Source organism: Kitasatospora sp. NPDC049258, from assembly GCF_040678895.1.
Classification (GTDB): Bacteria; Actinomycetota; Actinomycetes; order Streptomycetales; family Streptomycetaceae; genus Kitasatospora.
Window position 1 is genome coordinate 83585 of sequence record NZ_JBFAQT010000016.1, and the last position, 22792, is coordinate 106376.

19 protein-coding genes are annotated in these 22792 nt (G+C 74.6%); 6 read left to right on the forward strand and 13 right to left on the reverse strand.

Going from position 1 to position 22792, the window contains the following annotated elements; all coding sequences use genetic code 11:
- Positions 1-10 precede the first annotated feature (10 nt).
- Positions 11-1153: a beta-eliminating lyase-related protein gene (locus AB0K43_RS16420; protein WP_363640141.1), complete on the reverse strand. Its 1143-nt coding sequence runs from the start codon at positions 1151-1153 to the stop codon at positions 11-13.
- 441 nt (positions 1154-1594) lie between these two features.
- On the opposite strand from AB0K43_RS16420, the gene AB0K43_RS16425 reads away from it, so the two are divergent.
- Positions 1595-2524, forward strand: coding sequence for a M23 family metallopeptidase (locus tag AB0K43_RS16425; RefSeq protein WP_363640143.1), 930 nt, complete (start codon positions 1595-1597; stop codon positions 2522-2524).
- A 46-nt stretch (positions 2525-2570) separates the two neighbouring features.
- Here AB0K43_RS16425 and AB0K43_RS16430 read toward each other — a convergent pair whose 3' ends face one another.
- Positions 2571-3188: a helix-turn-helix domain-containing protein gene (locus AB0K43_RS16430; protein ID WP_363640145.1), complete on the reverse strand. Its 618-nt coding sequence runs from the start codon at positions 3186-3188 to the stop codon at positions 2571-2573.
- 218 nt (positions 3189-3406) lie between these two features.
- Between AB0K43_RS16430 and AB0K43_RS16435 the strand changes: the two genes are divergently transcribed.
- A complete protein-coding gene (locus AB0K43_RS16435; RefSeq protein ID WP_363640147.1) occupies positions 3407-4987 on the forward strand; it encodes an MDR family MFS transporter in 1581 nt (526 codons plus the stop codon).
- Between the two features lie 93 nt (positions 4988-5080).
- Here the strand turns inward: AB0K43_RS16435 and AB0K43_RS16440 are convergent, their stop codons facing one another.
- Positions 5081-5977, reverse strand: a complete 897-nt coding sequence (locus AB0K43_RS16440; RefSeq protein ID WP_363640148.1) for an A/G-specific adenine glycosylase — start codon at positions 5975-5977, stop codon at positions 5081-5083.
- 92 nt (positions 5978-6069) lie between these two features.
- Positions 6070-6783: a rhomboid family intramembrane serine protease gene (locus AB0K43_RS16445; RefSeq protein ID WP_363640150.1), complete on the reverse strand. Its 714-nt coding sequence runs from the start codon at positions 6781-6783 to the stop codon at positions 6070-6072.
- Positions 6784-6962: 179 nt separating this feature from the next.
- On the opposite strand from AB0K43_RS16445, the gene AB0K43_RS16450 reads away from it, so the two are divergent.
- On the forward strand, positions 6963-7838 hold the full coding sequence (locus AB0K43_RS16450; protein WP_363640152.1) for a hypothetical protein: 876 nt from the start codon (positions 6963-6965) through the stop codon (positions 7836-7838).
- 121 nt (positions 7839-7959) lie between these two features.
- Here the strand turns inward: AB0K43_RS16450 and AB0K43_RS16455 are convergent, their stop codons facing one another.
- A complete protein-coding gene (locus tag AB0K43_RS16455; protein WP_363640154.1) occupies positions 7960-8499 on the reverse strand; it encodes an NADP-dependent oxidoreductase in 540 nt (179 codons plus the stop codon).
- Between the two features lie 165 nt (positions 8500-8664).
- Complete coding sequence (locus tag AB0K43_RS16460; RefSeq protein WP_363640156.1) at positions 8665-9924, reverse strand: MFS transporter; 1260 nt, start codon at positions 9922-9924, stop codon at positions 8665-8667.
- A 118-nt stretch (positions 9925-10042) separates the two neighbouring features.
- Between AB0K43_RS16460 and AB0K43_RS16465 the strand changes: the two genes are divergently transcribed.
- A complete protein-coding gene (locus AB0K43_RS16465; RefSeq protein ID WP_363640158.1) occupies positions 10043-10660 on the forward strand; it encodes a helix-turn-helix domain-containing protein in 618 nt (205 codons plus the stop codon).
- Positions 10661-10779: 119 nt separating this feature from the next.
- Here the strand turns inward: AB0K43_RS16465 and disA are convergent, their stop codons facing one another.
- Together disA and radA are read right to left on the reverse strand one after the other, a co-directional pair.
- On the reverse strand, positions 10780-11838 hold the full coding sequence (gene disA, locus AB0K43_RS16470; RefSeq protein WP_363640270.1) for a DNA integrity scanning diadenylate cyclase DisA: 1059 nt from the start codon (positions 11836-11838) through the stop codon (positions 10780-10782).
- Positions 11839-12061: 223 nt separating this feature from the next.
- On the reverse strand, positions 12062-13633 hold the full coding sequence (gene radA, locus AB0K43_RS16475) for a DNA repair protein RadA (RefSeq protein WP_363640160.1): 1572 nt from the start codon (positions 13631-13633) through the stop codon (positions 12062-12064).
- Between the two features lie 273 nt (positions 13634-13906).
- On the opposite strand from radA, the gene AB0K43_RS16480 reads away from it, so the two are divergent.
- Entirely contained in the window at positions 13907-15694 is a 1788-nt protein-coding gene (locus AB0K43_RS16480) for a sigma-70 family RNA polymerase sigma factor (protein ID WP_363640162.1), read from the forward strand.
- 59 nt (positions 15695-15753) lie between these two features.
- Here the strand turns inward: AB0K43_RS16480 and AB0K43_RS16485 are convergent, their stop codons facing one another.
- The 5 genes from AB0K43_RS16485 to AB0K43_RS16505 all read right to left on the reverse strand — a co-directional run bounded on the left by AB0K43_RS16485 (position 15754) and on the right by AB0K43_RS16505 (position 21486).
- Complete coding sequence (locus tag AB0K43_RS16485; RefSeq protein WP_363640164.1) at positions 15754-17085, reverse strand: hypothetical protein; 1332 nt, start codon at positions 17083-17085, stop codon at positions 15754-15756.
- An 87-nt stretch (positions 17086-17172) separates the two neighbouring features.
- Positions 17173-17715, reverse strand: coding sequence for a SigE family RNA polymerase sigma factor (locus AB0K43_RS16490; protein ID WP_363640166.1), 543 nt, complete (start codon positions 17713-17715; stop codon positions 17173-17175).
- A gap of 155 nt (positions 17716-17870) precedes the next feature.
- The gene (locus AB0K43_RS16495; protein ID WP_363640168.1) at positions 17871-18542 is read right to left on the reverse strand and encodes a GAP family protein; all 672 of its coding nucleotides are present in this window, start codon (positions 18540-18542) and stop codon (positions 17871-17873) included.
- A 160-nt stretch (positions 18543-18702) separates the two neighbouring features.
- Positions 18703-20037 carry a DUF1254 domain-containing protein gene (locus tag AB0K43_RS16500; protein WP_363640170.1) on the reverse strand — a complete coding sequence of 445 codons (1335 nt, stop codon included), beginning with the start codon at positions 20035-20037 and terminating at the stop codon, positions 18703-18705.
- Between the two features lie 102 nt (positions 20038-20139).
- Complete coding sequence (locus AB0K43_RS16505; RefSeq protein ID WP_363640172.1) at positions 20140-21486, reverse strand: DUF1254 domain-containing protein; 1347 nt, start codon at positions 21484-21486, stop codon at positions 20140-20142.
- Between the two features lie 214 nt (positions 21487-21700).
- Between AB0K43_RS16505 and AB0K43_RS16510 the strand changes: the two genes are divergently transcribed.
- Positions 21701-22705, forward strand: a complete 1005-nt coding sequence (locus tag AB0K43_RS16510; RefSeq protein WP_363640174.1) for an NAD-dependent epimerase/dehydratase family protein — start codon at positions 21701-21703, stop codon at positions 22703-22705.
- Positions 22706-22792 lie beyond the last annotated feature (87 nt).

A 22792-nucleotide genomic window follows, 5' to 3' on the forward strand; every position in this document is an offset into this window, starting at 1 on the left:
CCGGCGGCCGCTAGACCTGGGCGATCTCCAGGAAGAGCGCGACCGCCTCGGTGATCTCCTTGGGCGTCCAGTCCAGGGCGGCGGCGGAGGCGGTGATCTCGGTCATCGAGAAGCCCGGCAGCGGCCCCGGCTCGTCCCAGCCGCCGAACAGGCCGACGCCCTGCAGCTCGGCGAGGCGGACGTTGGCCCGGTTGAGGGCCTCGGCCGGGTACGGCAGCCAGAACTGGAACTGGTGGGTGTGCGGCGGGTCCGGATTGACCCGGCTGCCGGGTGTCTCGGCGAGCGCGGCGGCCACCGCCTTGGCGTTGGCCACGTACGAGCCCAGGCGGGGCAGCTCGGCCTCCAGCCCGGCCAGCGCGCTGAGCACGGCCGGCCACTGCTGGAACAGCTGGCCGCCGTAGCGGTGGCGCCAGACCCGGACGCCCCGGGCGAACTCCTCGTCCCCGGCGACCAGCGCCCCGCTGATCCCGCCCAGCGTCTTGTAGCAGGACACGTAGACCGAGTCGGCCAGGGCCGCGATCTCGGGCAGCGTCCGCCCGAAGTGCGGCCCCGACTCCCAGAGCCGGGCGCCGTCCAGGTGGACGTACGCGGCGTGCTGCCGGGCCTCCTCGACCAGCGCGGTCAGCTCGGCCCAGGTGGGCAGGACGAAGCCGGCGTCCCGTAGCGGCAGTTCGAGCATCAGCGTGGTGAAGGGCTCACCGACGGTCCGCAGCTCGGCGGGCGTCGGCAGGCGCGGTGCGGTGGTGGGCCAGACCGTCCGCAGGCCGCTCAGCACCGAGTAGGCGCGGTGCTCGTGCACCTCGGGATGGGACAGCGGGTGCATCGCGACCGTCCGGCCGTCCCCGTCCGCCCAGTACTGCAGGGCGGCCTGCTGGGCCATGGTGCCGGTCGGGAAGTAGACCGCCTCCGGCATGCCGAGCAGGCCGGCCACCCGCCGTTCCAGGGCCCGCACGATCCCGTTGCCGTAGAAGTCGGTGGCCTCGTCGAGGTCGTACAGCTGCTCCGCCCCCTCGGCCAGCGCGGCCAGCCGCTCCCGGATGGAGCGCGGCCGGGCCCCGGAGAGGATCCGCTCGCAGCCGCGCAGCGCCGCGAACCGGCGGGCGGGGTCCGTGGGCGGGGGCAGGTCGTCCTGGCGGTCTGCGGCAGCGGTCATCCCCCGATCATCGCCGATCCGGGGGTTCGGGCCCAGTGCTGACGCAGCAATCCGGGACAGCGGGCCGGGGGTAACCCCGAAGAAGGTGGATTTGGTCGGAGATCCGGTGGTTTGCGGGGGCCTGTCCGGTGGTACTGGTCACAGGCCGTGACGCCGGTACGAGGGCGGGTAGTAGGACGGGCGGCGCTGTGAGCACCCGGTGACGCTCCCGGCGGCCGCCCCTGCGGGCGGGCCGATCCCGCTCCACTCCCCCGGGGCGGGCGCCGTGATCGCCTGCCCTGCGGCCGGGCCGCGCGGCGGTGGCGGGCACTAGCCGCCGTAGTACGTCACACGCTTTCGGGTTGCCCTGGGTGACGGTTACACCTGAGTGGTCCCCCCGGGGCGCCAGGCCGGTACGGCTCTGCGGCGCACCGAATCCCCGACCGCGAGGTTTTGTCACCGATGCTTTCTCTCCCCCGCACCGGCCGCAGGCTGCTCACCGCCGTCGGGTCCTCCTCGGCCCTGCGCGGCATCCCCGCCCTGTCCCACCTGCAGGGCGCGAACGGCAGCGCCGTACTCGACCGGCTGCAGGACCGTCGCGCCACGGTGGCCTGGGGCGGCGCGGCCGTGCTGGCCGTCGGCGCCATGCTGATCCCGGCCTCGGCCGCCCACGCGCAGACCGTGCATCCCACCACCCCGGGCAGCTCCGCGTTCACCGCGGCCGCGCTGCACGAGGACCCGGCCGCCCTGGTCCAGGTCGCGGCCCCGGCCGCCTACAAGCTGCCGAAGTCGGTGTCCTCGCAGGACGCCGTCGCCGTGGCCAGCAACCTCGACGCCTCGCCGGCCCCGGCGCCCGCCCCGGCCGCGGAGCCCGCCGCCGAGCCCGCCCCGGCGCCCGCTCCCGAGGCCGCCCCCGCGCCCGCCGCCCCGGCCCCCGAGGCCGCTCCGGCCCCGGCCCCGGCCCCGGCCCCGGCGCCCGCCCCCGAGTGGTCCGCGCCGGTCGCCAGCGGGGTGCACAGCAACCCGTTCGGCAAGATCAACCACTCGTACGCGGCCGGTTACCACACGGGCGAGGACTACGCCGTCAAGGTCGGCACCCCGCTGCTGGCCGTCGGCAACGCCACCGTCGTCTCGGCCAAGCTCGACGGCGCGTACGGCAACGAGATCGTGCTGAAGCTCGCGGACGGCAAGTTCGCCCAGTACGCCCACATGTCCAAGCTCGCCGTGCACGCCGGGCAGAAGGTGTCCGCGGGCCAGCAGATCGGCCTGTCCGGCAACACCGGCAACTCCACCGGCCCGCACCTGCACTTCGAGATCCGCACCGCGAACAAGTACGGCGCCGTGATCGACCCGGTCAGCTACCTGCGCTCGCACGGGGCCACCGGGGTCTGATCCCGCCGACCGCCGGGTGGGGCCTGCTGCGGTCAGGCCTCGGCGGTCAGGCCTCGGCGGTCGCCGGCTCGATCCGGGCGGCGATCTCCAGGGCCACCTCGAGGGCGGCCCCCATGGCCTCCTCCAGCGTCCCGGCCTTGGGCCCGGTGCCCGACGAGCAGGCGTCGGCGTCGTCGTGCTTGAGCAGGAACAGCGTCGAATTGATCGAGAACAGCGCCATCGTCGCGCGCAGCCGGTCATGGAAGGTCGCGTCCGGACCGTGCACCAGCCGGATCATCGCCACCATCCGGTCCTTGAACTCCAGCCCGGCCTCCGATTCCCGGAGGGCGGGCTGGTTCTCGTGGAAGAAACGCAGCAGCGGCGCCCGCTCGACCATCCCGGCGGCGAACCGGCGGACCAGCTCGTCCCGCAGCTCGGGCGACCAGGGCTTGCCCTCGCCGAAGGCGATCGCCTCGTCGATCGGCGCGGCCATGCTCCGGACGATGCCGCGGACGATCTCGTCCTTGGTCTTGAAGTGGTAGTACAGCGCGGCCTTGGTGACGCCGAGGCGGTCGGCGATCTCGCGCAGCGAGGTCTTCTCGTACCCCTGGGCCGCGAAGAGCTCCAGCGCCACGTCGAGGATCCGCGCGCGGGTGTCGCTGCGGGGGCTCTGGGTCGTGCTCATGACTGGCGGCCTGCCTCGTGACGGCGATGGGGAACGGCGTGCTGCCGTGTTCGACGCACTCCTCGGGTGCATTCTCCCTGCCCGCGGGGCTCACGCCGAAACTGGCTTGACGACCGGCTAGGGAACAACTTACCGTGCGAGCCGACGATTAACTAGCCGGTCGTCAAGTAAGTGAGCCGCGGGAGACGCGGCCCAGCCTCGTTCCCGGGAGCCACACGATGTCACAACAGCAGGTCGAGGCCGCGGCGGACCAACCGCCGGCCGCGGGGCCGACCGAGCCCGAGCCGAAGTCCCCGCGCGAGATCCGCCTGGTGATGATCGGCCTGGTCATCGCCATGCTGCTGGCCATGCTCGACAACCTGATCATCGGCACCGCGATGCCCACCATCGTGGGCGAGCTCGGCGGGTCGGACCACCTGGCCTGGGTGGTCACCGCCTACACGCTGGCCACCGCCGTCTCCACCCCGATCTGGGGCAAGCTCGGCGACCTGTACGGCCGCAAGGGCGTCTTCCTGATCTCCATCGTGATCTTCCTGGTCGGCTCGGCCCTGTGCGGCCTCTCCGACTCGATGGTGCAGCTGATCTCCTTCCGGGCGCTCCAGGGCCTGGGTGCCGGTGGTCTGATGGTCGGCGTCATGTCGATCATGGGCGCGCTGGTCCCGCCGCGGGACCGCGCCAAGTACCAGGGCATGTTCGCCGCCGTGATGGCGCTGGCGACCGTCGGCGGGCCGCTGATCGGCGGCTTCCTCACCGACCACCTCAGCTGGCGCTGGACCTTCTACGTCAACCTGCCGCTCGGCGCGGTGGCCCTGGCGTTCATCATCGTCACCCTGCACCTGCCGAAGATGCGCTCCACCGCGAAGATCGACTACCTGGGCGCGCTGCTGCTCACCGCCGGCATCACCTCGATGGTCCTGATCACCACCTGGGGCGGCCAGGAGTACGCCTGGGGCTCGAAGCAGATCCTCGGCCTGGGCGCGCTCGGCGTCGCCTCGCTGATCGGCTTCTGCTACGTCGAGCAGCGCGCCGAGGAGCCGGTGATCCCGCTCGGGCTGTTCAAGAAGCTCAACTTCACGATGGTGTCGATCATCGGCTTCATCGTCGGTTTCACCATGTTCGGCGCGGTCGCCTACCTGCCGCTCTACCAGCAGATCGTCCAGGGCGCCTCGGCCACCAACTCCGGCCTGCTGCTGATGCCGATGATGTTCGGCATGCTGGCGGTCTCGCTGGTGGTCGGCCAGGCGGTCTCCAAGACCGGCAAGTACCGGATCTTCCCGATCATCGGCACCGCCGTGATGGCGGGCGGCTCGCTGCTGCTCTCCACCCTCGGCACCGACACCGGCCGCTTCACCTCCTCCTGTTACATGGTGGTGCTCGGCGCCGGCATGGGCTTCCTGATGCAGATCACCATGCTGGTCGCCCAGAACAGCGTGGAGCTCAAGGACATGGGCGTGGCCAGCTCCTCCGCCACCCTGTTCCGCACCATCGGCGGCTCCTTCGGTGTGGCCCTGTTCGGCGCGCTCTTCAACAATCGCGTCAAGGACACCCTGGCCGCCGCGGGCGGTGCCGGTGGTGGCGGCAGCGCCGGCGGCCAGCAGGCGCTCGACCCGACCGGCCTGAAGAAGGCGCCCGCCGCGGTCCAGGACCTGGCGCACCATGCCGTCTCCAACGGCATGCACACGGTCTTCCTCTGGGGCGCCGTGATCAGCCTGATCGCGGTCGCCGCCGCGGTCTTCCTGCGCGAGATCCCGCTGCGCGGGGCCGGGCAGCAGGCCGAGCCGCAGCTCGAAGCGGTCTGACCGATCCGAGCCCGCTCGGCTCGAGAACGCCCGAAGGGCCCACCCGGGAGATCCGGGTGGGCCCTTCGGCCGTTCGCCGCCGCGGCAACCGTGCTACTGCGGCAACCGGTAGACGCCCGGGGCCACCGGCTCGACCAGCCCGTCGGCGACCAGCCCGTCCAGCGCCCGGGCGCGCTGCACCGGCTCCGGCCAGACCTCGTCCAGCCGGGCCTGCGGCACCTCGCCGTGCGCCTCGCGCAGCACCGCCAGCAGCTTGCCCCGCACCTGGCGGTCGGTGCCCTCGTACGTCTGCCCGCGCCGGGCCGGCCCCTGGTACGGCGGGCGACCGGCCCGCTGCCAGGCGCAGTGCCGCAGCAGCGGGCAGCTCGCGCACTCGGGGCTGCGCGCCGTGCACACCAGCGCACCCAGCTCCATCACGGCGACGCCCCAGGTGGCGGCGGTCCCGGCGCTCGCGGGCAGCAGCTCGGCGGCGGTCCGGCGCTCGGCGGCGGTGGTCGCCTGGGCCGGGTACTCGACACCGGTCACGGCGCGGGCGAAGACCCGACGGACGTTGGTGTCGAGCACCGCGTGGCGCTGGCGGAAGGCGAAGGAGGCGACCGCGGCGGCGGTGTACTCGCCCACGCCGGGCAGCGCGAGCAGGGCGGAGTGGTCCTCGGGCACCCGGCCGCCGTGCTGCTCGGTGATCGCCACCGCGGCGGCGTGCAGGCGCAGCGCCCGGCGCGGGTAGCCGAGCCGGCCCCACATCCGGACCGCCTCGCCGGGCGCGTCGGCGGCCAGCGCAGCCGGGGTGGGCCAGCGCTCCAGCCAGGCGGCGTACGCGGGGAGCACCCGCTTGACCGGGGTCTGCTGGAGCATGAACTCGCTGACCATGACCGCCCACGGGGAGGCGTCCGGGGTCCGCCAGGGGAGGTCGCGGGCGTTGGCCTCGTACCAGCCGATGACGGTGGTGTGGAGCAGCGGGGCGGGGGTGGCGGAGGTGATGGCAACCATGGCCCCCCGATCCTCCCACGGCGGGGCGGGGTGGGAGGTGGGGGTTCGGCGATCGGAGCGGCCGGCGGTCGGGGCGATCGGGGCGGCCGGCGTCAGAGGCCGAGGTCGTCGAGTTCCTTGAGCAGGTCGGCGCGGGGGCTGGGGGCGCCCTGGGCGGGGACGCCCGGGGCGGGGGCCACGGCGGTGGGGGCGCTTCCGGTGCTGCTGCGGGCGGTGCTGCGGTCGCGGAAGATCCAGGCGCCGGCGAGGCCGCCGACCAACCCGCCGAGGTGGCCCAGCCAGCTGATCCCTGGGGTGCCCGGCACCGCGTTGGTGAGCAGGTAGGCGAAGGAGCCCCCCATCACGACGCCGATCAGGCTGTCGATCAGGTGCCGGTCGAAGATGCCGCGCAGCACCACGTAGCCGAAGTAGCCGTAGACCAGCCCGCTGGCGCCGACCGTGTAGGTGTTCGCGTGCTCGAAGAACCAGACCGATGCGCCGCTGGTGAGGACGATCAGCACGGTCAGGCCGAGGAACTTCTTGACCCCCCGGTAGGCCGCGAGGAAGCCGAAGATGAACAGCGGCCCCGAGTTGGCCTCGATGTGCTGCCAATTCACGTGCAGGAACTGCGCGGTGAAGATGTCGGGCAGCCGACCGGTGTCCCGCGGGACGATCGCGAACTCGCGGGCGAGCTGTTCGTCACCGGCCCAGTTGGCCACCTGCAGCGCCCACACGACGGCCAGGAAGGCGAACATCACGAAGAACGCGCGCCTCGCCTCGGCGATCATCCGAGCGGGGTCGAGCGCGGGGTGGGGATCCGTGGCCATGGGCCGACTATAGGACGCGCACCGGGCCCCCGTCCGGCCTGTCGAGGGTCCTCTTCCGCCCTCGGCGGCGTACCGTGATCGTTAGCCCGACCGGAGCAAATGGCGGATCATGTGAAGGAAGTGACCCCGCTGCAGTGTTGATGCGTCAACAGGTGCACACAGTCTCGTAGAGTTTGCCCGTGCCCTCTCTGCGTCAACCCGTGGGACCGCTGCCGGCCTCGATCTACTGGCGGCGGCGGCTCGTCGTGTTCGCCGCGCTGATCGGCGTCGGCGCACTGATCGTCTGGCTGACGTCCGGCTCCGGCGACGGTACGAAGCCCCCGCACGGCGCTCAGCCCGCGCCCGCCCAGTCGATCACCCCGGGCGCCTCCCCGAGCGGCTCCGCGATCACCACCCGCCCCGGTGGGACCGGCGGTACGGGCAGCGGAGGCTCGGGCTCGGGCAGCGTCTCGGGCGGCAGCGGCGGCGACGTGAGCCTGACCGGCGGCCCCGCCGCCGGCGGCTCGGGAGGTACCGGCGGCAGCGGCGCCTCGGGCGCGCCCTCGGGCGGTACGGGCGGCGGGAGCACCGGCGGCGGGGCCGGGAGCGGCACCGGCGGTGGCACCACCGGCGGACCGCAGGTGAACACCGCCGAGGTGCTCGCCCTGCCGGTCTGCGCCGCCTCGCAGATCACCCTGGAGCTGGCCAGCGCCCAGCCGGCGTACCAGCCGAAGGACAAGCCCCGGGTCACCCTGACCGTCCGCAACACCTCCGGTCCGAACTGCCGGGTGGACCTCGGCCGGGCCGCCTCCAGCATCACCGTGACGGCCAGCAACGGCGAGCGGATCTGGTCCTCCGGCGACTGCCCGACCGACCGTCAGGCCACCTGGGTGCAGGTGTCGGCGGGCAGCGGCCTGACCGAGACCTTCAGCTGGGACCGCAGCCGCAGCAAGCCGCAGTGCGCCTCCGCCGACGGGGCGGCCGCCGCGCCGGACACCTACCGGGTGCAGGCCGACCTGGCCGGCCCGACGGGCGGGCCGCTGGTGGCCCGGACCTCCATCCGGCTGGACGCCTGACGCCCGACCGGCGCCGCTGTGCGGTCCGTACGCTGGTGTGCCGTCCGCGCGCCGGTGTTCGGGGTCGGCGGATCGCCGGGTCGTCGGGTCGGCGGATCGTCGGGTCGCCGGGTCGTCGGGGTCAGAGACTGAGCACCAGCTTGCCGCGGACCCGGCCCGCCGTGCTGGCCCGGTGTGCCTGCGCCGCCCGTTCGAGCGGCAGCACCTGCTGGAGCTCGACCCGGAGCCGGCCGGCCGCAATCAGCTCGGCGACCTGGGCCAGGGTCGGGCCGTCCGGTACCACCACCACCCGGCGGGCCTCGATGCCCGGGCGGCGGTAGGCCTCGTCGAGCGGCTCGGGCAGGGTGATCAGCGTCCCGCCGGGCCGCAGCAACGACCAGGAGTCGCGCTGGACCTGCCCGCCCACCGCGTCGAGCACCACGTCGACCGGGGCGGCGGCGCGCAGGTCGTCGGTGCCCCGGTCGAGCGGCTCGTCCACCCCGAGCTCGCGCAGGAAGCCGAGGTTGCGCGCCGAGGCCGTGGCCAGCACATGGGCGCCGCGGGCCTTGGCCAGCTGGACGGCGAGATGGCCGACCCCGCCGGCACCGCCCTGCACCAGCACCCGCTCACCGCCCTTCACCCCGGCGGCGTCCAAGGCCTGCCAGGCCGTCAGCGCGGCCATCGGAACGGCCGCCGCCCGCTCGAAGCCCAGTCCGGCGGGCAGCGGCGCGAGCGCGGCCGCCGGGACGACGGTGTACTCCTGGTACGCGGCGCCGTGCGGGAGCGGTTCGAAGACCTGGCCCGCGGGCCTCCAGGGGCTGTTCCGTGGGCCGGTTGCGGTGTCCGGTCAGGCCGGCCAGGTGGCGCGGCGCAGCGCCCGGCTGAAGGTCGGCGGCAGCAGCGCGACGGCCAGCAGGGCCGCGAACAGCCGCAGCGTGGTGCCGGCCGCGAGGTGTTCCAGCAGCAGGCCCGCGCCGAAGGTGCCCGCCGGGACACCGAGCATGAAGACCGTCATGGTGGCCGCGATCACCCGGCCCCGGAGCTCCTCGGGCACCTGCTGGAAGATCAGCACGTCCACCATCACCCGCAGCGCGGGCACCCCCAGCATCATCACCGCCAGCGTCCCGAAGACGACCACCGGTCCGCCGGCGAGCGTCGGCACGAGGAAGAGCGGGACGCTCACCCAGGCGACCGAGACCAGCAGGCGCCCGGGGGCCATCAACCGGTGCAGTCGGCGCACCAGCAGTGCGCCGAGCAGCCCGCCCACCGCCTCACCGGCCAGCGCGAGGCCGATGCCCGCGCTGGAGGTGCCGCCCTCGCGCAGCAGCACCATCACCGGCAGCAGCATCGCGGAGCCGGCCAGGTTGAGCAGGAACGGCACCAGCAGGGTGACCCGCAGCCGGGCGTCGGCCATGAGGTGGCGCAGCCCGGCCAGCGCGCCGCCGGACCGGCCGCCACCGGTGGCCTCGTTCGGGCGGCTGTCGAAGCGCACCGCCCAGGCGGCGCCGAGCGCCAGCAGCGAGGCCAGCACGGTGCCGAGGAACGGGACCGACCGGCCGAGTCCGAGCAGGAACCCGGCCAGCGGCGGGCCGGCCAGCGCGGCGCCGTTGACCCGCAGTTCGTCCTGGGCGAGCGCCTGGCGCAGTTGCGCGGGCGGGACGACCGAGCGGAGCACCAGCATCCGGACCGGGCCGGAGTAGGCCATGGTGGCGCCGAGCACCGCGCCGACCAGCAGGGTGTGGGTGACCGTCAGGTGGTGCAGGTGGAGTGCCACGGGGATGCTGAGCGCGGCCAGCAGGCGGGCGGAGTCGGCGAGCAGCAGGATCCGGCGGCGGTCGTGCCGGTCGGCGACCGAGCCGCCGTGGATGCCGAGCAGCAGCGAGACGGTGAACTGGACCGCCCCGAACGCGCCGGCCAGGGACGGTGAGCCGGTCATCGCCAGCAGCAGGAGGGGGTAGGCGGTGTCCGCGATGCAGGTGCCGAGCATCGCGGAGGCGGCGCCGCCCCAGAGCAGTTGGAAGCGCCAGTTGCGGTGCAGCGGTACGAGCGCGGGCGGTGCGTCCGCGCTCGTGTCGGGCCCGGTGTCGGTGCTGGTCGTGCTGGTCATGCCCCCGCCTTTCACCCAAACGCAGACGTTCACCCATCTGCAACCATTCACGCTTGTGTGAATGGTTGCAGATGGGTGATTGATTGCACAAGCGTTGACGTTCTGCGAAAGTGAGAACGTGTCTGATCAGGTGAAAGAGCGCGAGGTCAACGACATCCCGACCCTCAAGGCGCTCGCGGACCCAGTCCGGCTGGCGATCCTCAACGCGCTCTTCAAGCGCGAACCGGAGCCGCTCTCCGTCAAGGAGATCGCGGCCGAGCTCGACGACACCCCCACCAAGCTGTACCGGCACATCAAGCAGCTGGAGCAGGTCGGCTTGATCATGGTCGCCGAGACCCGCCTGGTGTCCGGGATCGTGGAGAGCCGCTACCGCAACGCGCAGAAGTCACTGCGCCTGTCCCCGGACTTCTTCACCGGGAGCACCTCGGACCATCCGGAGGTGCTCGCCGCCCTCCTGGCCGCGATGGACCTGGTCCGCTCCGACTTCGAGGACAAGCACCTCACCGACCGGCTGGAAGCCCCCGCGGTCGGACCGGACGGCCAGCCTCGCTCGCCCGCCCAGTTCAGCCACTTCTCCATGCGGCTGCGCCCCGAGCGGCTGGTCCGGCTGCGCAACCAGCTCGGCGGCATCCTGGACGAGCTGGCGGAGGAGGGCGACTGCCACGACGAGGACGCCGTCGACGTCACCCTGTTCACGCTGCTCTACGCGGCGAAGCCCACCGGCGAACGGCCGTGAGCGACCGTCGGCCCGACCGACTGCCCGGCTGAGCCCACCGGGCCGGCCACCGACCCGCCCGCCGGCCGGACTATCCGCCCGCCGGCAGCTGCCGGACCTCACCCGCCCGACGGCACCCGTCAGACGTAGCGCTCCAGGATGGACGATTCTGCGAGCCGCGAGAGCCCCTCGCGCACCGAGCGGGCCCGGGTCTCGCCCACGCCCTCCACCGTCTGCAGGTCGTCGATGCTCGCCGCGAGCAGCTTCTGCAGCCCGCCGAAGTGCTCGACCAGCCGCTCGATGACGGTGTTGGGCAGCCGCGGCACCTTGGCCAGCAGCCGGTACCCGCGCGGCGAGACGGCCGAGTCCAGCGACTCCGGCGTGCCGGTGTACCCGAGCGCCTTGGCCACCGTCTGCAGGTCCAGCAGCTCCGCGTGGGTCAGCGCCTCCAGGTCGGCCAGCACCTCGATGACCGTGCGGCCCTTCTTCGCCGCCCGCTCCGGGAAGTAGTCCCGGGCGACCAGCTCGCGCTCCGGCTCGACGCCGGCGATCAGCTCGTCCAGCTGGAGCGAGAGCAGCCGGCCGTCGGTGCCGAGCTCCAGCACGTACCCGGCGATCTCGGCCGCGATCAGCCGGACCATCTCCAGGCGCTGGACCACGGCCGAGACGTCCCGGACGGTGACCAGGTCCTCGATCTCCAGCGCGGAGAGGGTGCCCGCCACCTCGTCCAGCCGCAGCTTGTACCGCTCCAGGGTGGCCAGCGCCTGGTTGGCGCGGGACAGCACGGTGGTGGAGTCCTCCAGCACCCGGCGGCTGCCGTTGACGTACATCGCGATCAGCCGCATCGAGTGCGAGACGGCGACCACCGGGTACCCGGTCTGCCGGTTGACCCGCTCGGCGGTGCGGTGGCGGGTGCCGGTCTCGTCGGTGGGGATGGTCGCGTCCGGCATCAGGTGCACGCCGGCTCTGACGATCTTGGTGCTGTCCTTGTCGAGGATCACCGCGCCGTCGAGCTTGCACAGCTCGCGCAGCCGGGTGGCGGTGAACTCGACGTCGAGCACGAAGCCGCCGGTGCTGAGGGACTCGACGCTCTTGTCGAAGCCGAGCACGACCAGGCCGCCGGTGTTGGCCCGCAGCACCCGCTCCAGGCCGTCCCGCAGCGCCGTGCCCGGCGCGATCGCGCTCAGGGAGGCCCGCAGCAGGGCCTCCTCGCGGGAGGACTTGTCCGCCCCCCGGTCGCTGCCTGCCACGTGACTCCTCCGGTCGCCCCGGACCGTGTGGCACGGCGCCCGACGGTCTGTCGCTTGGTCTTCGCTGGTCTGTCTGTGCTCTTGGTCGATTCTGGAAATAGGCGCAGTACTGCACTTATTGCCAATTAGACAGGGCAAAGTCTAACTGCGTGCGGCATTAACGGGGCATGAGTCAGCGCAGTTCGTCGGAGTCGACCGGCTCCCAGCCCTCCATCAGCTCCTCCGGGTAGGCCGGAACGACCGCCGGGACACCCGCCGCAGCACCCGCCCGGGCACCCGCCGGCCGGCCTGCCGGGACGCCGGCCGAGCGCCCCGCCCGAGCGCCCGCGGCCGGGGCGCCGTCCGCCTCGCCGCGCGGTTTGGCGGGCCCGCGCCGCCGCCCGGGGATGGCGCGCAGGGCCTCGCCGATGTCCGCGACCTCGACCACCGTCATGCCCGCCGGCACCTTGCCCGGATCCGGCGGGACGAGGGCATGGGTGAAGCCGAGCCGGTGGGCCTCCGCCAGCCGCCGCTGCACGCCGGTGACCCGGCGGACCTCGCCCGCCAGGCCGACCTCGCCGATCGCGACCAGGTTGCTCGGCAGCGGGGTGTCGGAGGAGGAGCTGGCCACCGCGAGCGCGATGGCCAGGTCGGCGGACGGCTCGGTGAGCTTCACCCCGCCGACCGTCGCCGTGTAGATGTCCTGCTTGCCGAGCTTGACCCCGCCGTGGCGCTCCACCACGGCCAGGATCATCGCGATCCGGGGCGACTCCAGGCCCGAGGTGGTCCGCCGCGGCGAGGGGATCTGCGAGTCCACCATCAGCGCCTGCACCTCGGCCACCAGCGGACGGCGGCCCTCCAGGGTGACCGTCAGGCAGGTGCCGGGCACCGGCTTGTCACGCCTGGTGAGGAAGAGTCCGGACGGGTCGGCCAGACCCGCGATGCCCTCGTCGTGCAGCTCGAAGCAGCCGACCTCGTCGGTCGCGCCGTAGCGGTTCTTGACGCCGCGGATGATCCGCAGCCGGGCGTGCCGGTCGCCCTCGAAGCTGAGCACCACGTCGACCAGGTGCTCCAGCAGCCGCGGGCCGGCGATCTGCCCGTCCTTGGTGACGTGGCCGACCAGCAGGGTGGCCATGCCGCGCTCCTTGGAGGCGCGGATCAGCGCGCCCGCCACCTCACGGACCTGGGCCGGGCCGCCGGGCGCGCCGTCCAGCTCGGCGGAGGCGATGGTCTGCACCGAGTCGAGGATCAGCAGCCCGGGGTTGACCGCCTCGATGTGCCCCAGCACCGCGCCCAGATCGGACTCGGCGGCCAGGTAGAGGTGGTCCGACAGCGCGTTGATCCGGTCCGCCCGCAGCCGGACCTGCCCGGCCGACTCCTCGCCGGTGACGTACAGCGTGCGGTGCTGGGCGCTGGCCGCCTTGGCCGCCACGTCCAGCAGCAGGGTCGACTTGCCGACACCGGGCTCGCCCGCCAGCAGCACCACCGCGCCGGGGACGATGCCGCCGCCGAGCACCCGGTCGAGCTCGGGCACGCCGGTGGTACGGGCGGTGGCGACCTGGCCGTCCACCTGCCCGATCGGCTTGGCCGGCGAGCTGACCGGACCGGCCGCCGTGGTCCGGATCGGCACCGCGCCGTACTCCTCGACGGTGCCCCAGGCGTTGCACTCGGGGCAGCGGCCGACCCACTTCGGGAGCTGGTTGCCGCACTCGGTGCAGCGGTACGCCGGGCGGGGCTTGGCGGTGGTCTTGGTACGGGCAGCCATGCGGCCCACCGTAGCGGGTCGGTCCGACAGTCCCGGCCGGCCGGCCACCGGCGCGGTCCGAGCACGCAGGTCCGAGCACGCAGGTCCGAGCACACCGGTCCGCCGCCGGCCCGCCACCCGGCCGCCATCCGCCGCGTCCGACCGCGGCGTGTGCACGACAGCCGCCAGGACCGGTGCCGCCGCTGTCCGGCACACCACGGTCCTGTTACCCGAAAGAAGGACAAGCGCGGGGAACGACGGGGCCGCGGCGGCCGCTCTCTCTACCGTCGGAGGGTGACCACCAGGCTTGCCTCCCCCCTCCCCGCCGGCTCCCCCCTCCCCGCCGGCTCCCCCACCCTGCGGGCCTACGACCGTTGCGTCGACGGGCTGTTCACCTACTGCCTCTCCGTCCTGTGCGAGCACGACGCCGCCGCGGCCGCCGTCGCCGAGGTGCGCGACCTCGCCCTGCGGCACGGCGGGCGGCTCGGTGACCCGGCGCTCGGCCGGGCCTGGCTCTACGCGCTGGCCCGGCACTGCTGCCTGTCCCGGCTGGAGCGCGGCACCGGCGCGCCCGCCGAGCCGCCCGGCCCCGAGCAGGCCGCCCGCCGGCGCCGGCAGCTGGCCTCGCTGGCCTGGCCCGAGGCGGCCGGCACCGACCCGGAGCAGCGGGAGGCGCTGGAGCTGGCGGTGCGCCACCGGCTCTCCCCCGCCGAGGTGGCGGCGGTGCTCGGGCGGTCCGACCAGGCCGTGGCCGAGCTGCTCGCGGCGGCCGGCGCCGAGGTGGGCCGGACCAGGACGGCGCTGCTGGTGCTCGGGGTGGGCAGTTGCCCGGTGCTGGCCCAGCTGGGCGGGGTCGGCGCGGAGAGCTGGCGCGGCTGGGTGCTCGGTCCGGCGCTGCGCCGCGAGCTGGTCCAGCACGTGGTCGACTGCCCGACCTGCCGGGGCACCGCCGAACGGGTGGCCGGGGAGCTCGGCAGCGGGCTGGCCGGACTGCCGGGCCTGCCACTGCTCCCGGCGCCGGTGCCGGTCCGGCTGGGCGGCACCGCCGCGCAGCTGCCGGACGGGGCGGCCGGGGCGGCGTTCCTGGCGGGTGCGGCGGCCGGGCGGCGGGTGACGGCTCCGTCCGGGGCCGTGGGTGAGGAACGCTTCGAGCCCCGGTTCGACCAGCGCGGCTTCCCGCGGCACCGGGCGCCCGCCGCGGGCCGGTCGCTGGCGGTCCGTCACCGGGTGATGACCACCGGCGTGCTGGCGGCGGTGCTGACCGCCCCGGTGGTGGCGCTGTGGGGCGCGCACCAGGGCGGCGGCGGTTCGGCCGCCGGCTCCGGGGTCTCCTCGGTACGGGTGGACTCCGCCCCGCCCGACGGCAGGTCGTTGCCCGCCGCCGCTCCGGTGCAGCCGGTGCTCCCGGTGTTCCCGGCCGGGTCGGGTGAACTGCAGCTGGCGGGCGCCGTGACTGCAGAAACGTCCCTCCCGGCGGTTCGAGGGGTGGCGGTCCCCATCCCGCCGCGGGCGTCCCGGCCCGGCGATCCGCTGCCCGCACCCGCCGCCCCGGCGACGGGCGGCCGGCTGACCGTCGAGGCCCAGGAGTTCGGCAGCCGCACCGTGATCACCCTGACCAACTCGGGCGGCACCACGATCGCCTGGCACGCCGTGCTGGACGCCGACTGGCTCCGGCTCAGCCGGGACTCCGGGACGCTCACGCCCGGGCAGCGGCTCACCCTCACCGTGACGGTCGACGAGGATCTGGCCCCCCGGGGGCACTGGACGGCCCGGATCGCGCTGCCCCCGTCCCAGGCGGTGATCACGCTGGAGGGCGGCCCGCGGAACCGCGGCGGCGAGCAGCCGACCGACCCGCCCACACCCGTGGACCCGTCGTCGCCCGCTCCCACCGACGGCCCCTCGCCCGCCCCCACCTCGACGCCGCCGACCACCCCCGACCCCGGCCCGGCGACCCCCTCGCCGTCGGCCCCGGAAGGCACCGGCGGGCCGTCCCGGCCCTCCTCGCCGACGCCCGACCCCGGCCCGGCGACCCCCGGGTCGGCCGACCCGGCCACCCCGTCGGCGGCGGGATCGGGCCGGTAGCGGCGGCGGCCGTCAGCCCTTCCGGTCGGTGTGCCGGGCCGCGGCGGTGGTGAGCGCCATCAGCTGGCCCGGTCGGTGTGCCAGCTCGCGGCGGTGGCGAGCGCCATCAGCTGGTCCGGCGTCAGCACCGGCCGGGCGGCCAGGGCCGGCGAGGGCCCGTTGTACGCCCGGACGGTCACCCACAGCCGGTCCGTGCCAAGGACCTCCGCCACGTCGCGGATGACGCCCTTGCCCCCGGTCGGCGCGTCCTCCCGGTAGGAGCGGACCCGGGTGCCGTCGGGCAGTTGCTCGACGTCCGCGAAGCCGTCGGCGACCTCCTTGCCGGTGGGGGGCAGGCTCCCGTCCCGCAGGGTGATCTCGACCAGGCCCGGTCCGCGGCCGGCGTTCAGCAGGAAGCTCGCCCGCCCGGGCGCGCCCGCGGGCTCGGTCACGGTCGCTCCTACCGGCAGCAGCGGGACGGCGATCGCCAGCATCTGCTCGACGGTGAGCCGGTCGGGCCCCGACCCGCTCGGCCCGGGCTCCGGCAGCGCGGCCGCCACCTTGTCCCAGACCGCCGAGGTGGCGATCGACCGCAGCCGATCGACGGTCAGCGGCGGGTCCTTCCGGGTCACCCGGCCGTCGGTCCGGCTCCCGGCGTTCCACTCGACCACCGTGACCTGCGTGCCCGCCGGGGTGACCAGCGTGGCCGAGCACCGCTTGCGGCTGTCGCTCGTACCGGCCCGCGGGCGGTTCTGCTCGATCGTCAGGAAGGATCCGCCGGGAGCGGGCTCCCGACTGCAGTCGGTGTCCGGCTCGTCCGCCTTGTTCGGGCACCTCAGCCGCTCCTGGTCGAGGTCGACCGGCGTCGCCAGCCGGCCGACCGCCACCATCACCGTGCCCACGCCGGCCCCGTCGTCGACGGCGAGGGTGACGCTCGGGCCGCCCGGCGGCTTCGGGTCGGCCGGGGTGGTGCCGGTGGCGTCCGAGGAGACCACCTTCCAGCCGGCCGGCAGCAGCTTGGTGAGCAGCGCGACCATCTCCTGCGCACCGACCGGCTTCGGGACGGTCGTGACGAACGGCGACCCGACCGGGGTGGCCGGCGGTACGCCCGCCGACGCCGGGCGGCTCGGCGCCGGGCCGCTCGGGGCCGCGCCGGCGGGCACCTCCACCGTCCGGGCGCCCCGGCCACCGGGCAGCCCCAGTGCGAAGGTCCCGGTCACGATCAGCGCCAGCGCCGCCGCAGCACCGGCCACCGCGGCCGCCCGCCGGCGCCGCAGCCTGCGTCCGTACACCGCGCCGCCGCCGGCCAGGCGCTCGTGCTCGGCAGGGCCGGTGCGGAACTCGTCGCCCACCCGGCGGAGCGCCTGGACGAGCTCCTCCTCGAAGAGGGCGGACTCTGGCTGGTCGGACATCCGGGATCACCTTCTCTGCGGTCTAGGGGTCTGGTCGAGCGGTCTGGTCGGCCCTGGTCGTCGCCGGCCGGCCTCGCGGCGTCCGGCTCAGTGCGCCGCGAGGTCGGCCAGCGAGTCGCCGAGCTGGGTACGGAGCCGGCCGAGCGCGCGCGAGCTCCTGGTTCGTACCGCGCCGGTGCTGATGCGCAGGATGTCCGCCGTCTCCTCGACGCTGACGTCCTCCCAGTAGCGCAGCACCAGCACCGCCCGGTCCTGCGGGGCCATCCCGGCGAGGGCGTCGAGCAGCGCGATCCGCAGGCTGCTGTCGTCGGCCTGGACGGCCAGCTCGGGGAGTTCACCGCTCGGGCGTTCGGTGCTGCTGCGCCGCCGGTGGTGGTCGATGAAGGCGCGGTGCAGCACCCGCTGGGCGTAGCCCGCGGGGTTGTCGATCCGGCGGCCGCCGAACAGCCCGCCCGAGCGCCGCCACACCGCGTACATCCGGCCCAGGGTCTCCTGCACCAGGTCCTCGGCGAGGTGGGTGTCGCCGCCGGTCAGCAGGCAGGCGGAGCGGTACAGGTGGCCGCCGCGGGCAAGGGCGAACTCGCGGTACTCCGCGTCCCTGCCGCCGCCCGCCGTGCCGGTTGCGCCCATCGTCCTGGCCCCCGTCCGCTCCGCCCGTCCTCCCCTCTGACGGGACGTCGCGGGCAGGCGTTACAGGTGACCAGGGGACCGGGGCTTCCGGTTCCCCCGGGATGACGGCCGGCGGTCAGCGGTCGGCAGGTGTCGGCCGTCAGGCGGTCAGGTGGTCAGGCGGTCAGGCCGGAGATCGCGTCACCGAGGTACTTGGCTCCCAGCACCACCAGCAGGACCGTCATGATCGCGCTGTTGTGGGTGGACATCCAGGCCTTCCACTCGCCGAGCAGCTTGGCGGACCGGGCGCCGCCGACCAGGTCGACGCCGAGGGGCAGCAGCGTGCACAGGGATCCCACCAGCACCATCAGCACCGTGGCGACCGCCTTGCCGCCCGTCGAGGCCGAGCTGGTCGCGATGGACACGCCGCCGCCGATCGCCAGCACCAGGTTCTTCGGGTTGGCCACGACCAGCGCCACCGCCAGCCCGGCCGACTTCGCGGGGGTGAACCGGTCGACGGCCCGCATCCACCGGGGCGGCGCCGTGACGTGCCCCTCGCGCGGGCGGGTGCGCCACTGCCGGGCGCCGATCACCAGGAACAGCACGCCGATGGCCAGCTTCACCCACCAGGACCAGACCGGCTCCGGCCCGCCGACGTCCAGCCCCGAACCGACCAGCACCACCGCGGTGGTGAGCGCCCCCAGCGCGACCACCCAGCCGGCCGTGAAGGCGGTGCCGTTGGTCCGCCCCCGCGGGGTGGCCAGCATCAGGATCACGGCGACCAGCGGCACCGGGCTGATCGCGATGCCGACCGCGGAGGCCAGCATCTGGCCGATCGCGTCGCCCATGGGGTCGTCCTCCGTAGGTCGGCGAGCCGACCGCCCGGCGGGTCGGCGGTCGGTGGGACGGCGGCCGGCGGGTGCCCGGCTCGTCCGGCGGAGCAAGCTGCCTCGGCAACCTCGGCAACCTCGGTGGCCAGGGTGGCCTGGGTGGCCTGGGTGACCTGGGCTACCTGGGTTCGATCGGCGGCAGCCGATAGGAGCCGTCCAGCACCGCCGGGCCGGGCTGGTACATCCGGATCATCGGCCGGAACGCACCCTCCGGGGTGGGCAGCCAGTTCGCCGCCTCGTCCGGGTCGGTGGGCCGCTCGTGCTGGAGCACCAGGGTGAGCGAGCCGTCCGCGCCGCGCACCAGGCCGGGGGTGCGGTCCCCGATCGAGTACCGGTCGATCGGGTTGGCCACCAGGAAGTAGTTCGGGACGTCGTACATGGTGACCGACCAGAACGCCTCCACCGGCGGCGGCGTGTCGAAGCGCAGGGTGTACGCGTGGGCGCCGCTCAGCGGCACTCCGTCGGCGTCGTGGTAGACGCCCGCGTACGCCGCCTCGTAGGCGTGGTTGCCCCACAGCCCGACCCGGGCCGCCACCGCCCGGGTCAGGTAGGCCGCCCGGCGGTCGGGGATCCGCCACTGCGGGTCGTCCAGGGTGCCGGGGCCGAAGAAGTCCAGGTTGTAGTCGAAGAGGTGCAGGTTGGCGGTCCACTCGCCGGTGGCCACCCCGTCCGGCGGGCGGCTGGCCGCCTCGATCCTGGCCTTGCCCGCCTCGATCCCCTTGACCAGGGTGGCCGTCCACTCGGGCGCGGCGGCCAGGTACGGCGAGCGCCCCTCGTCCAGCAGTCCGAGCGGGGCGAACCGCCGCTGGTACTCGGCGTCCGGCGCGGCGGGCGGGAAGGCGGCCATCCACCGGCGCAGCCGTTCGAAGAAGCGCAGCTCCTCGGGGACGCCCGGGTCCGGCTGCGGCAGGCCCGCGTACACCCCGCCGGGCTCAAGCGGGGTGAGGGTGAGCCCGCTCTGCAGCTCCCGCACCCGGGGCAGGTCCTCCACGCCGCTGCAGGCGTTGCGGCCGACGACGGAGGCGACCGTGGTCGGGGCCACCACCACCCGCACGCCCTCGGGCGGGGTGCCGTGCCAGCCGGGCGGGGCGATCAGCCAGGTCTGCTCGGCGGTGCCGGTGGCCCGGCGGCCCAGGTAGGCGAAGTTGTTGGTCCAGGCGTCGACGAACTGCAGCACGTGGTAGGCGCCACCGGTGTCCGGGACGTGCAGCAGCAGCGGCCCGCCCGACAGGTCCAGCTGGGCGACCGAGTACACGGTGTCGTTGTTGACCGAGACGAAGTCGGTGTCGGCGTGCGCCAGTTCGCGGGCGTGCCCGAAGGTGTTGAACTCGGCCGCCGCCATCGGACCCATGCCCCGGGTCCGGATGGTGTCGACCATGCTGAGGTCGTGGACCATCGGGTAGCCGTAGATGTACGCATCGGCTGCCAGGGTCTCCAGGGCCGGCTGGGACATGCTGATCCCTCTCCATCGGTACGGGCGCGGGGTGGGTCGGGTACGGCTGCTCGGGTGCGGGCTCAGCCGCGGGCGGTCAGGTGCGGGCTCAGCTGCGGGTGGTCAGGTGCAGGCGGTCAGCTGCGGGCGCCGCCAGCGGCCGTCCAGGACGGCCGGCTCGGGGCCGTAGAGCCGGATCGCCATCGTGAACGGCCCGTCCGGTGCGGGGAGCCAGTTGGCGGCGGCGGCCGGTTCGCCCGGGCGCTCGCGCCGGACGTGCAGGGTCAGACCGCCGTCCGGGTCCGGCAGCAGACCGGGGGTGCGGTCGCCGATCGCGTAACGGTCGATCGGGTTGTCCACCAGGAGGCGTTCCGGCAGCCGGTACATGGTCACCGACCAGAAGAACCGGGCCGGCGGCAGCTCACCAGGGGCGAACCGGAGGGTGAAGTCCCGCCCGGCGGCGTCCGGCGGCCGGTTGCCGCGGTCGTCGGCGAGCCAGCCCGCGCACCAGACCTCCTCGACCGGCAGGCCGTACCGGCCCTCGATCGCCCCGACCGCTCTGGTCAGGTGGTCGCCGCCGTGCTGCGTCCTGGTGCCGAACCAGCCGGTGGTGTGCTGCCCGCCGGCGGCCAGGTCCGGCGCGGCCCGGTCCAGCGCGGCCCGGTCCAGCGCCGCGCGGCCGTCCGCGATGCCCTGCCGCATCGCCTCCCGCACCTGGGCCGGCAGTGCGGCGGGCTCGAAGTCGCCCGGGCCGACGCCGAGTTCGGCGAGTCGGCCGCGCAGCTCGGCCTCGGCCGGCCGGACCGGGCAGAACCCGAGCAGGAAGTCGAGGTAGGAGAAGAACTCCAGGCTCTCCAGGGCCTCCTCGCGCCAGACCGGCCAGAGCGGCTCGGGGGCCACCGGCGGGGGCGGGGTCCCCAGGTGCGCGCTCAGCGGCAACAGCCGGTACCGGGACTGGAGTTCGCGCAGCGCCGGGGCGTCGCCCGGCCCGGCCAGGTAGGTCCGGCCGAGGATGCCGACCAGCTCGGTGGCCGCCCGCAACACCCCGTCGAAGCCGGGCGGCACGGCGCCGGTGTACCCGGGGCCGGCGACCAGGTGACGGCCCGCGCCCCGGCCGGTGGCGCGCGAGCCGATCAGGCCGAGGCAGCTGGTGTCCAGGTCGTGCAGCGACAGGACGTAGTAGCGGTCCGTCGCCGGCACCTCGACCACCCAGGGCTCGGCCCGCAGGTCCAGCCAGGCCCAGGAGCGGGAGGTGTCGTTGTCGGGGGCGACGACGTCGGTGTCGGCCGGGGTGGACGGCCGCGGGTGGTGCCGGAAGGTCCCGAACCCTCCGACGTGGCGCGGGTCCGCGTCGTCGATCGCCTGCGGGTACATCGTCCGGTAGTTCTCGATCAGCGCGAAGCCCCGGGCCCAGGCCTCGGCGGCCGTCCGCCGGACGGTCTCCGGGTCCACGATCGCCGGGTTGCCCATGCTGGAGACTCCTCTGGGGCTGGCGGGCCGAACAGACAAACAAGACATATCAGTACAGCTGGAGCCTCGGCGCCGGCGCCACCCCGTACGGCGTGTCGGGCCTCGTACGGCGCGTCGGCGACCCGGCCGGCCCGCCGCGCAGGACCCTGCGCACACGCTCAGCCAGGAGTGAACGCGCGCATGACTCCGCCACGGGCCTGGGAGGCTGACCGGTATGAAGATCCTCATTCTCGGCGGTTCGAAGTTCCTCGGGCGGGCCTACGTCCTGGAGGCGCTCGCCCGCGGTCACGAGGTGACCACCTTCAACCGCGGGGTCAGCGGCGCCGACCAGCCCGGCGTGGAGGCCGTCCACGGCGACCGGACCAGCCCGGCCGACCTGGAGCGACTGGTCTCCGGGCGCCGCTGGGACGCGGTCGTCGACACCTCCGGGCAGCAGCCGCACGACGTCGCCACCGCGGCCCGGCTGCTGCGCTCCCGCGCCGATCACTACACCTTCGTCTCCTCCATCCACGCCTTCACCGCCTGGCCGGCCGCACCGGTCGACGAGTCCTCGCCCACCCATCCCTGCCCGGCCGACACCCCGCCGGACCAGCCGCCCGGCAACCCGCTCAAGGCCGGCTGCGAGCGGGCGGTGCTGGAGCAGTTCGGCGACCGGTCGCTGATCCTCAACTGCGGTCTGCTGATCGGCCCGCACGAGCCGGTCGGCCGGCTGCCCTGGTGGCTGGAGCGGATCGCGCTCGGCGGGCGGGTGCTGGCACCCGGCGATCCGGACCGCGCGCTCCAGCTGATCGACGCCCGGGACTTCGCCGCCTTCGGGCTCGACCTGCTGGAGCGGCGGGCGAGCGGCCGGTACATCACCACCGGACCGGTCGGCCGGGCCGGCTTCCGCGAGCTGCTGGAGCACTGCATCGCGACCACTGGCTCCGACGCCGAGCTGGTCTGGACGGACGACACCACCCTGCTCACCGCCGAGGTGGGGCCGTGGGTCGAGCTGCCGCTCTGGACCCCCGACCTGCCCGACTGGCAGGGCACCTGGCAGGCGGACAGCTCCCGCGCCGTCGCGGCGGGGCTGCGCAGCCGCCCGCTCGCCGAGACCGTCCGGGACACCTGGGCCTGGCTGCAGGAGCGCGGGCCGTCCCAGGAGCCGTGGCTCCAGGGCGACCTGCCGGTCGGTCTCGCCGCCGACAAGGAGCGGCGGGTGCTCGACCGGTCGACCTGACCGGCGTGCGGGCGGCGCCCCGCGGACGAACGGGCCGGGTGGCCATCAACCCGCAGACGGCCGGGCGGGACGGACGCCGACGCGAGG

What these genes read in the sequence shown, in the direction of transcription:
- AB0K43_RS16435 (WP_363640147.1), top strand. Translation starts at nt 3,407, where the DNA reads ATGTCACAACAGCAGGTCGAGGCCGCGGCGGACCAACCGCCGGCCGCG.
- AB0K43_RS16510 (WP_363640174.1), top strand. Translation starts at nt 21,701, where the DNA reads ATGAAGATCCTCATTCTCGGCGGTTCGAAGTTCCTCGGGCGGGCCTAC.
- AB0K43_RS16425 (WP_363640143.1), top strand. Translation starts at nt 1,595, where the DNA reads ATGCTTTCTCTCCCCCGCACCGGCCGCAGGCTGCTCACCGCCGTCGGG.
- AB0K43_RS16455 (WP_363640154.1), bottom strand. Translation starts at nt 8,499, where the DNA reads ATGGCCGCGCTGACGGCCTGGCAGGCCTTGGACGCCGCCGGGGTGAAG.
- AB0K43_RS16445 (WP_363640150.1), bottom strand. Translation starts at nt 6,783, where the DNA reads ATGGCCACGGATCCCCACCCCGCGCTCGACCCCGCTCGGATGATCGCC.
- AB0K43_RS16500 (WP_363640170.1), bottom strand. Translation starts at nt 20,037, where the DNA reads ATGTCCCAGCCGGCCCTGGAGACCCTGGCAGCCGATGCGTACATCTAC.
- AB0K43_RS16495 (WP_363640168.1), bottom strand. Translation starts at nt 18,542, where the DNA reads ATGGGCGACGCGATCGGCCAGATGCTGGCCTCCGCGGTCGGCATCGCG.
- AB0K43_RS16460 (WP_363640156.1), bottom strand. Translation starts at nt 9,924, where the DNA reads ATGACCAGCACGACCAGCACCGACACCGGGCCCGACACGAGCGCGGAC.
- AB0K43_RS16485 (WP_363640164.1), bottom strand. Translation starts at nt 17,085, where the DNA reads ATGTCCGACCAGCCAGAGTCCGCCCTCTTCGAGGAGGAGCTCGTCCAG.
- radA (WP_363640160.1), bottom strand. Translation starts at nt 13,633, where the DNA reads ATGGCTGCCCGTACCAAGACCACCGCCAAGCCCCGCCCGGCGTACCGC.
- AB0K43_RS16420 (WP_363640141.1), bottom strand. Translation starts at nt 1,153, where the DNA reads ATGACCGCTGCCGCAGACCGCCAGGACGACCTGCCCCCGCCCACGGAC.
- AB0K43_RS16490 (WP_363640166.1), bottom strand. Translation starts at nt 17,715, where the DNA reads ATGGGCGCAACCGGCACGGCGGGCGGCGGCAGGGACGCGGAGTACCGC.
- AB0K43_RS16505 (WP_363640172.1), bottom strand. Translation starts at nt 21,486, where the DNA reads ATGGGCAACCCGGCGATCGTGGACCCGGAGACCGTCCGGCGGACGGCC.
- AB0K43_RS16440 (WP_363640148.1), bottom strand. Translation starts at nt 5,977, where the DNA reads ATGGTTGCCATCACCTCCGCCACCCCCGCCCCGCTGCTCCACACCACC.
- AB0K43_RS16430 (WP_363640145.1), bottom strand. Translation starts at nt 3,188, where the DNA reads ATGAGCACGACCCAGAGCCCCCGCAGCGACACCCGCGCGCGGATCCTC.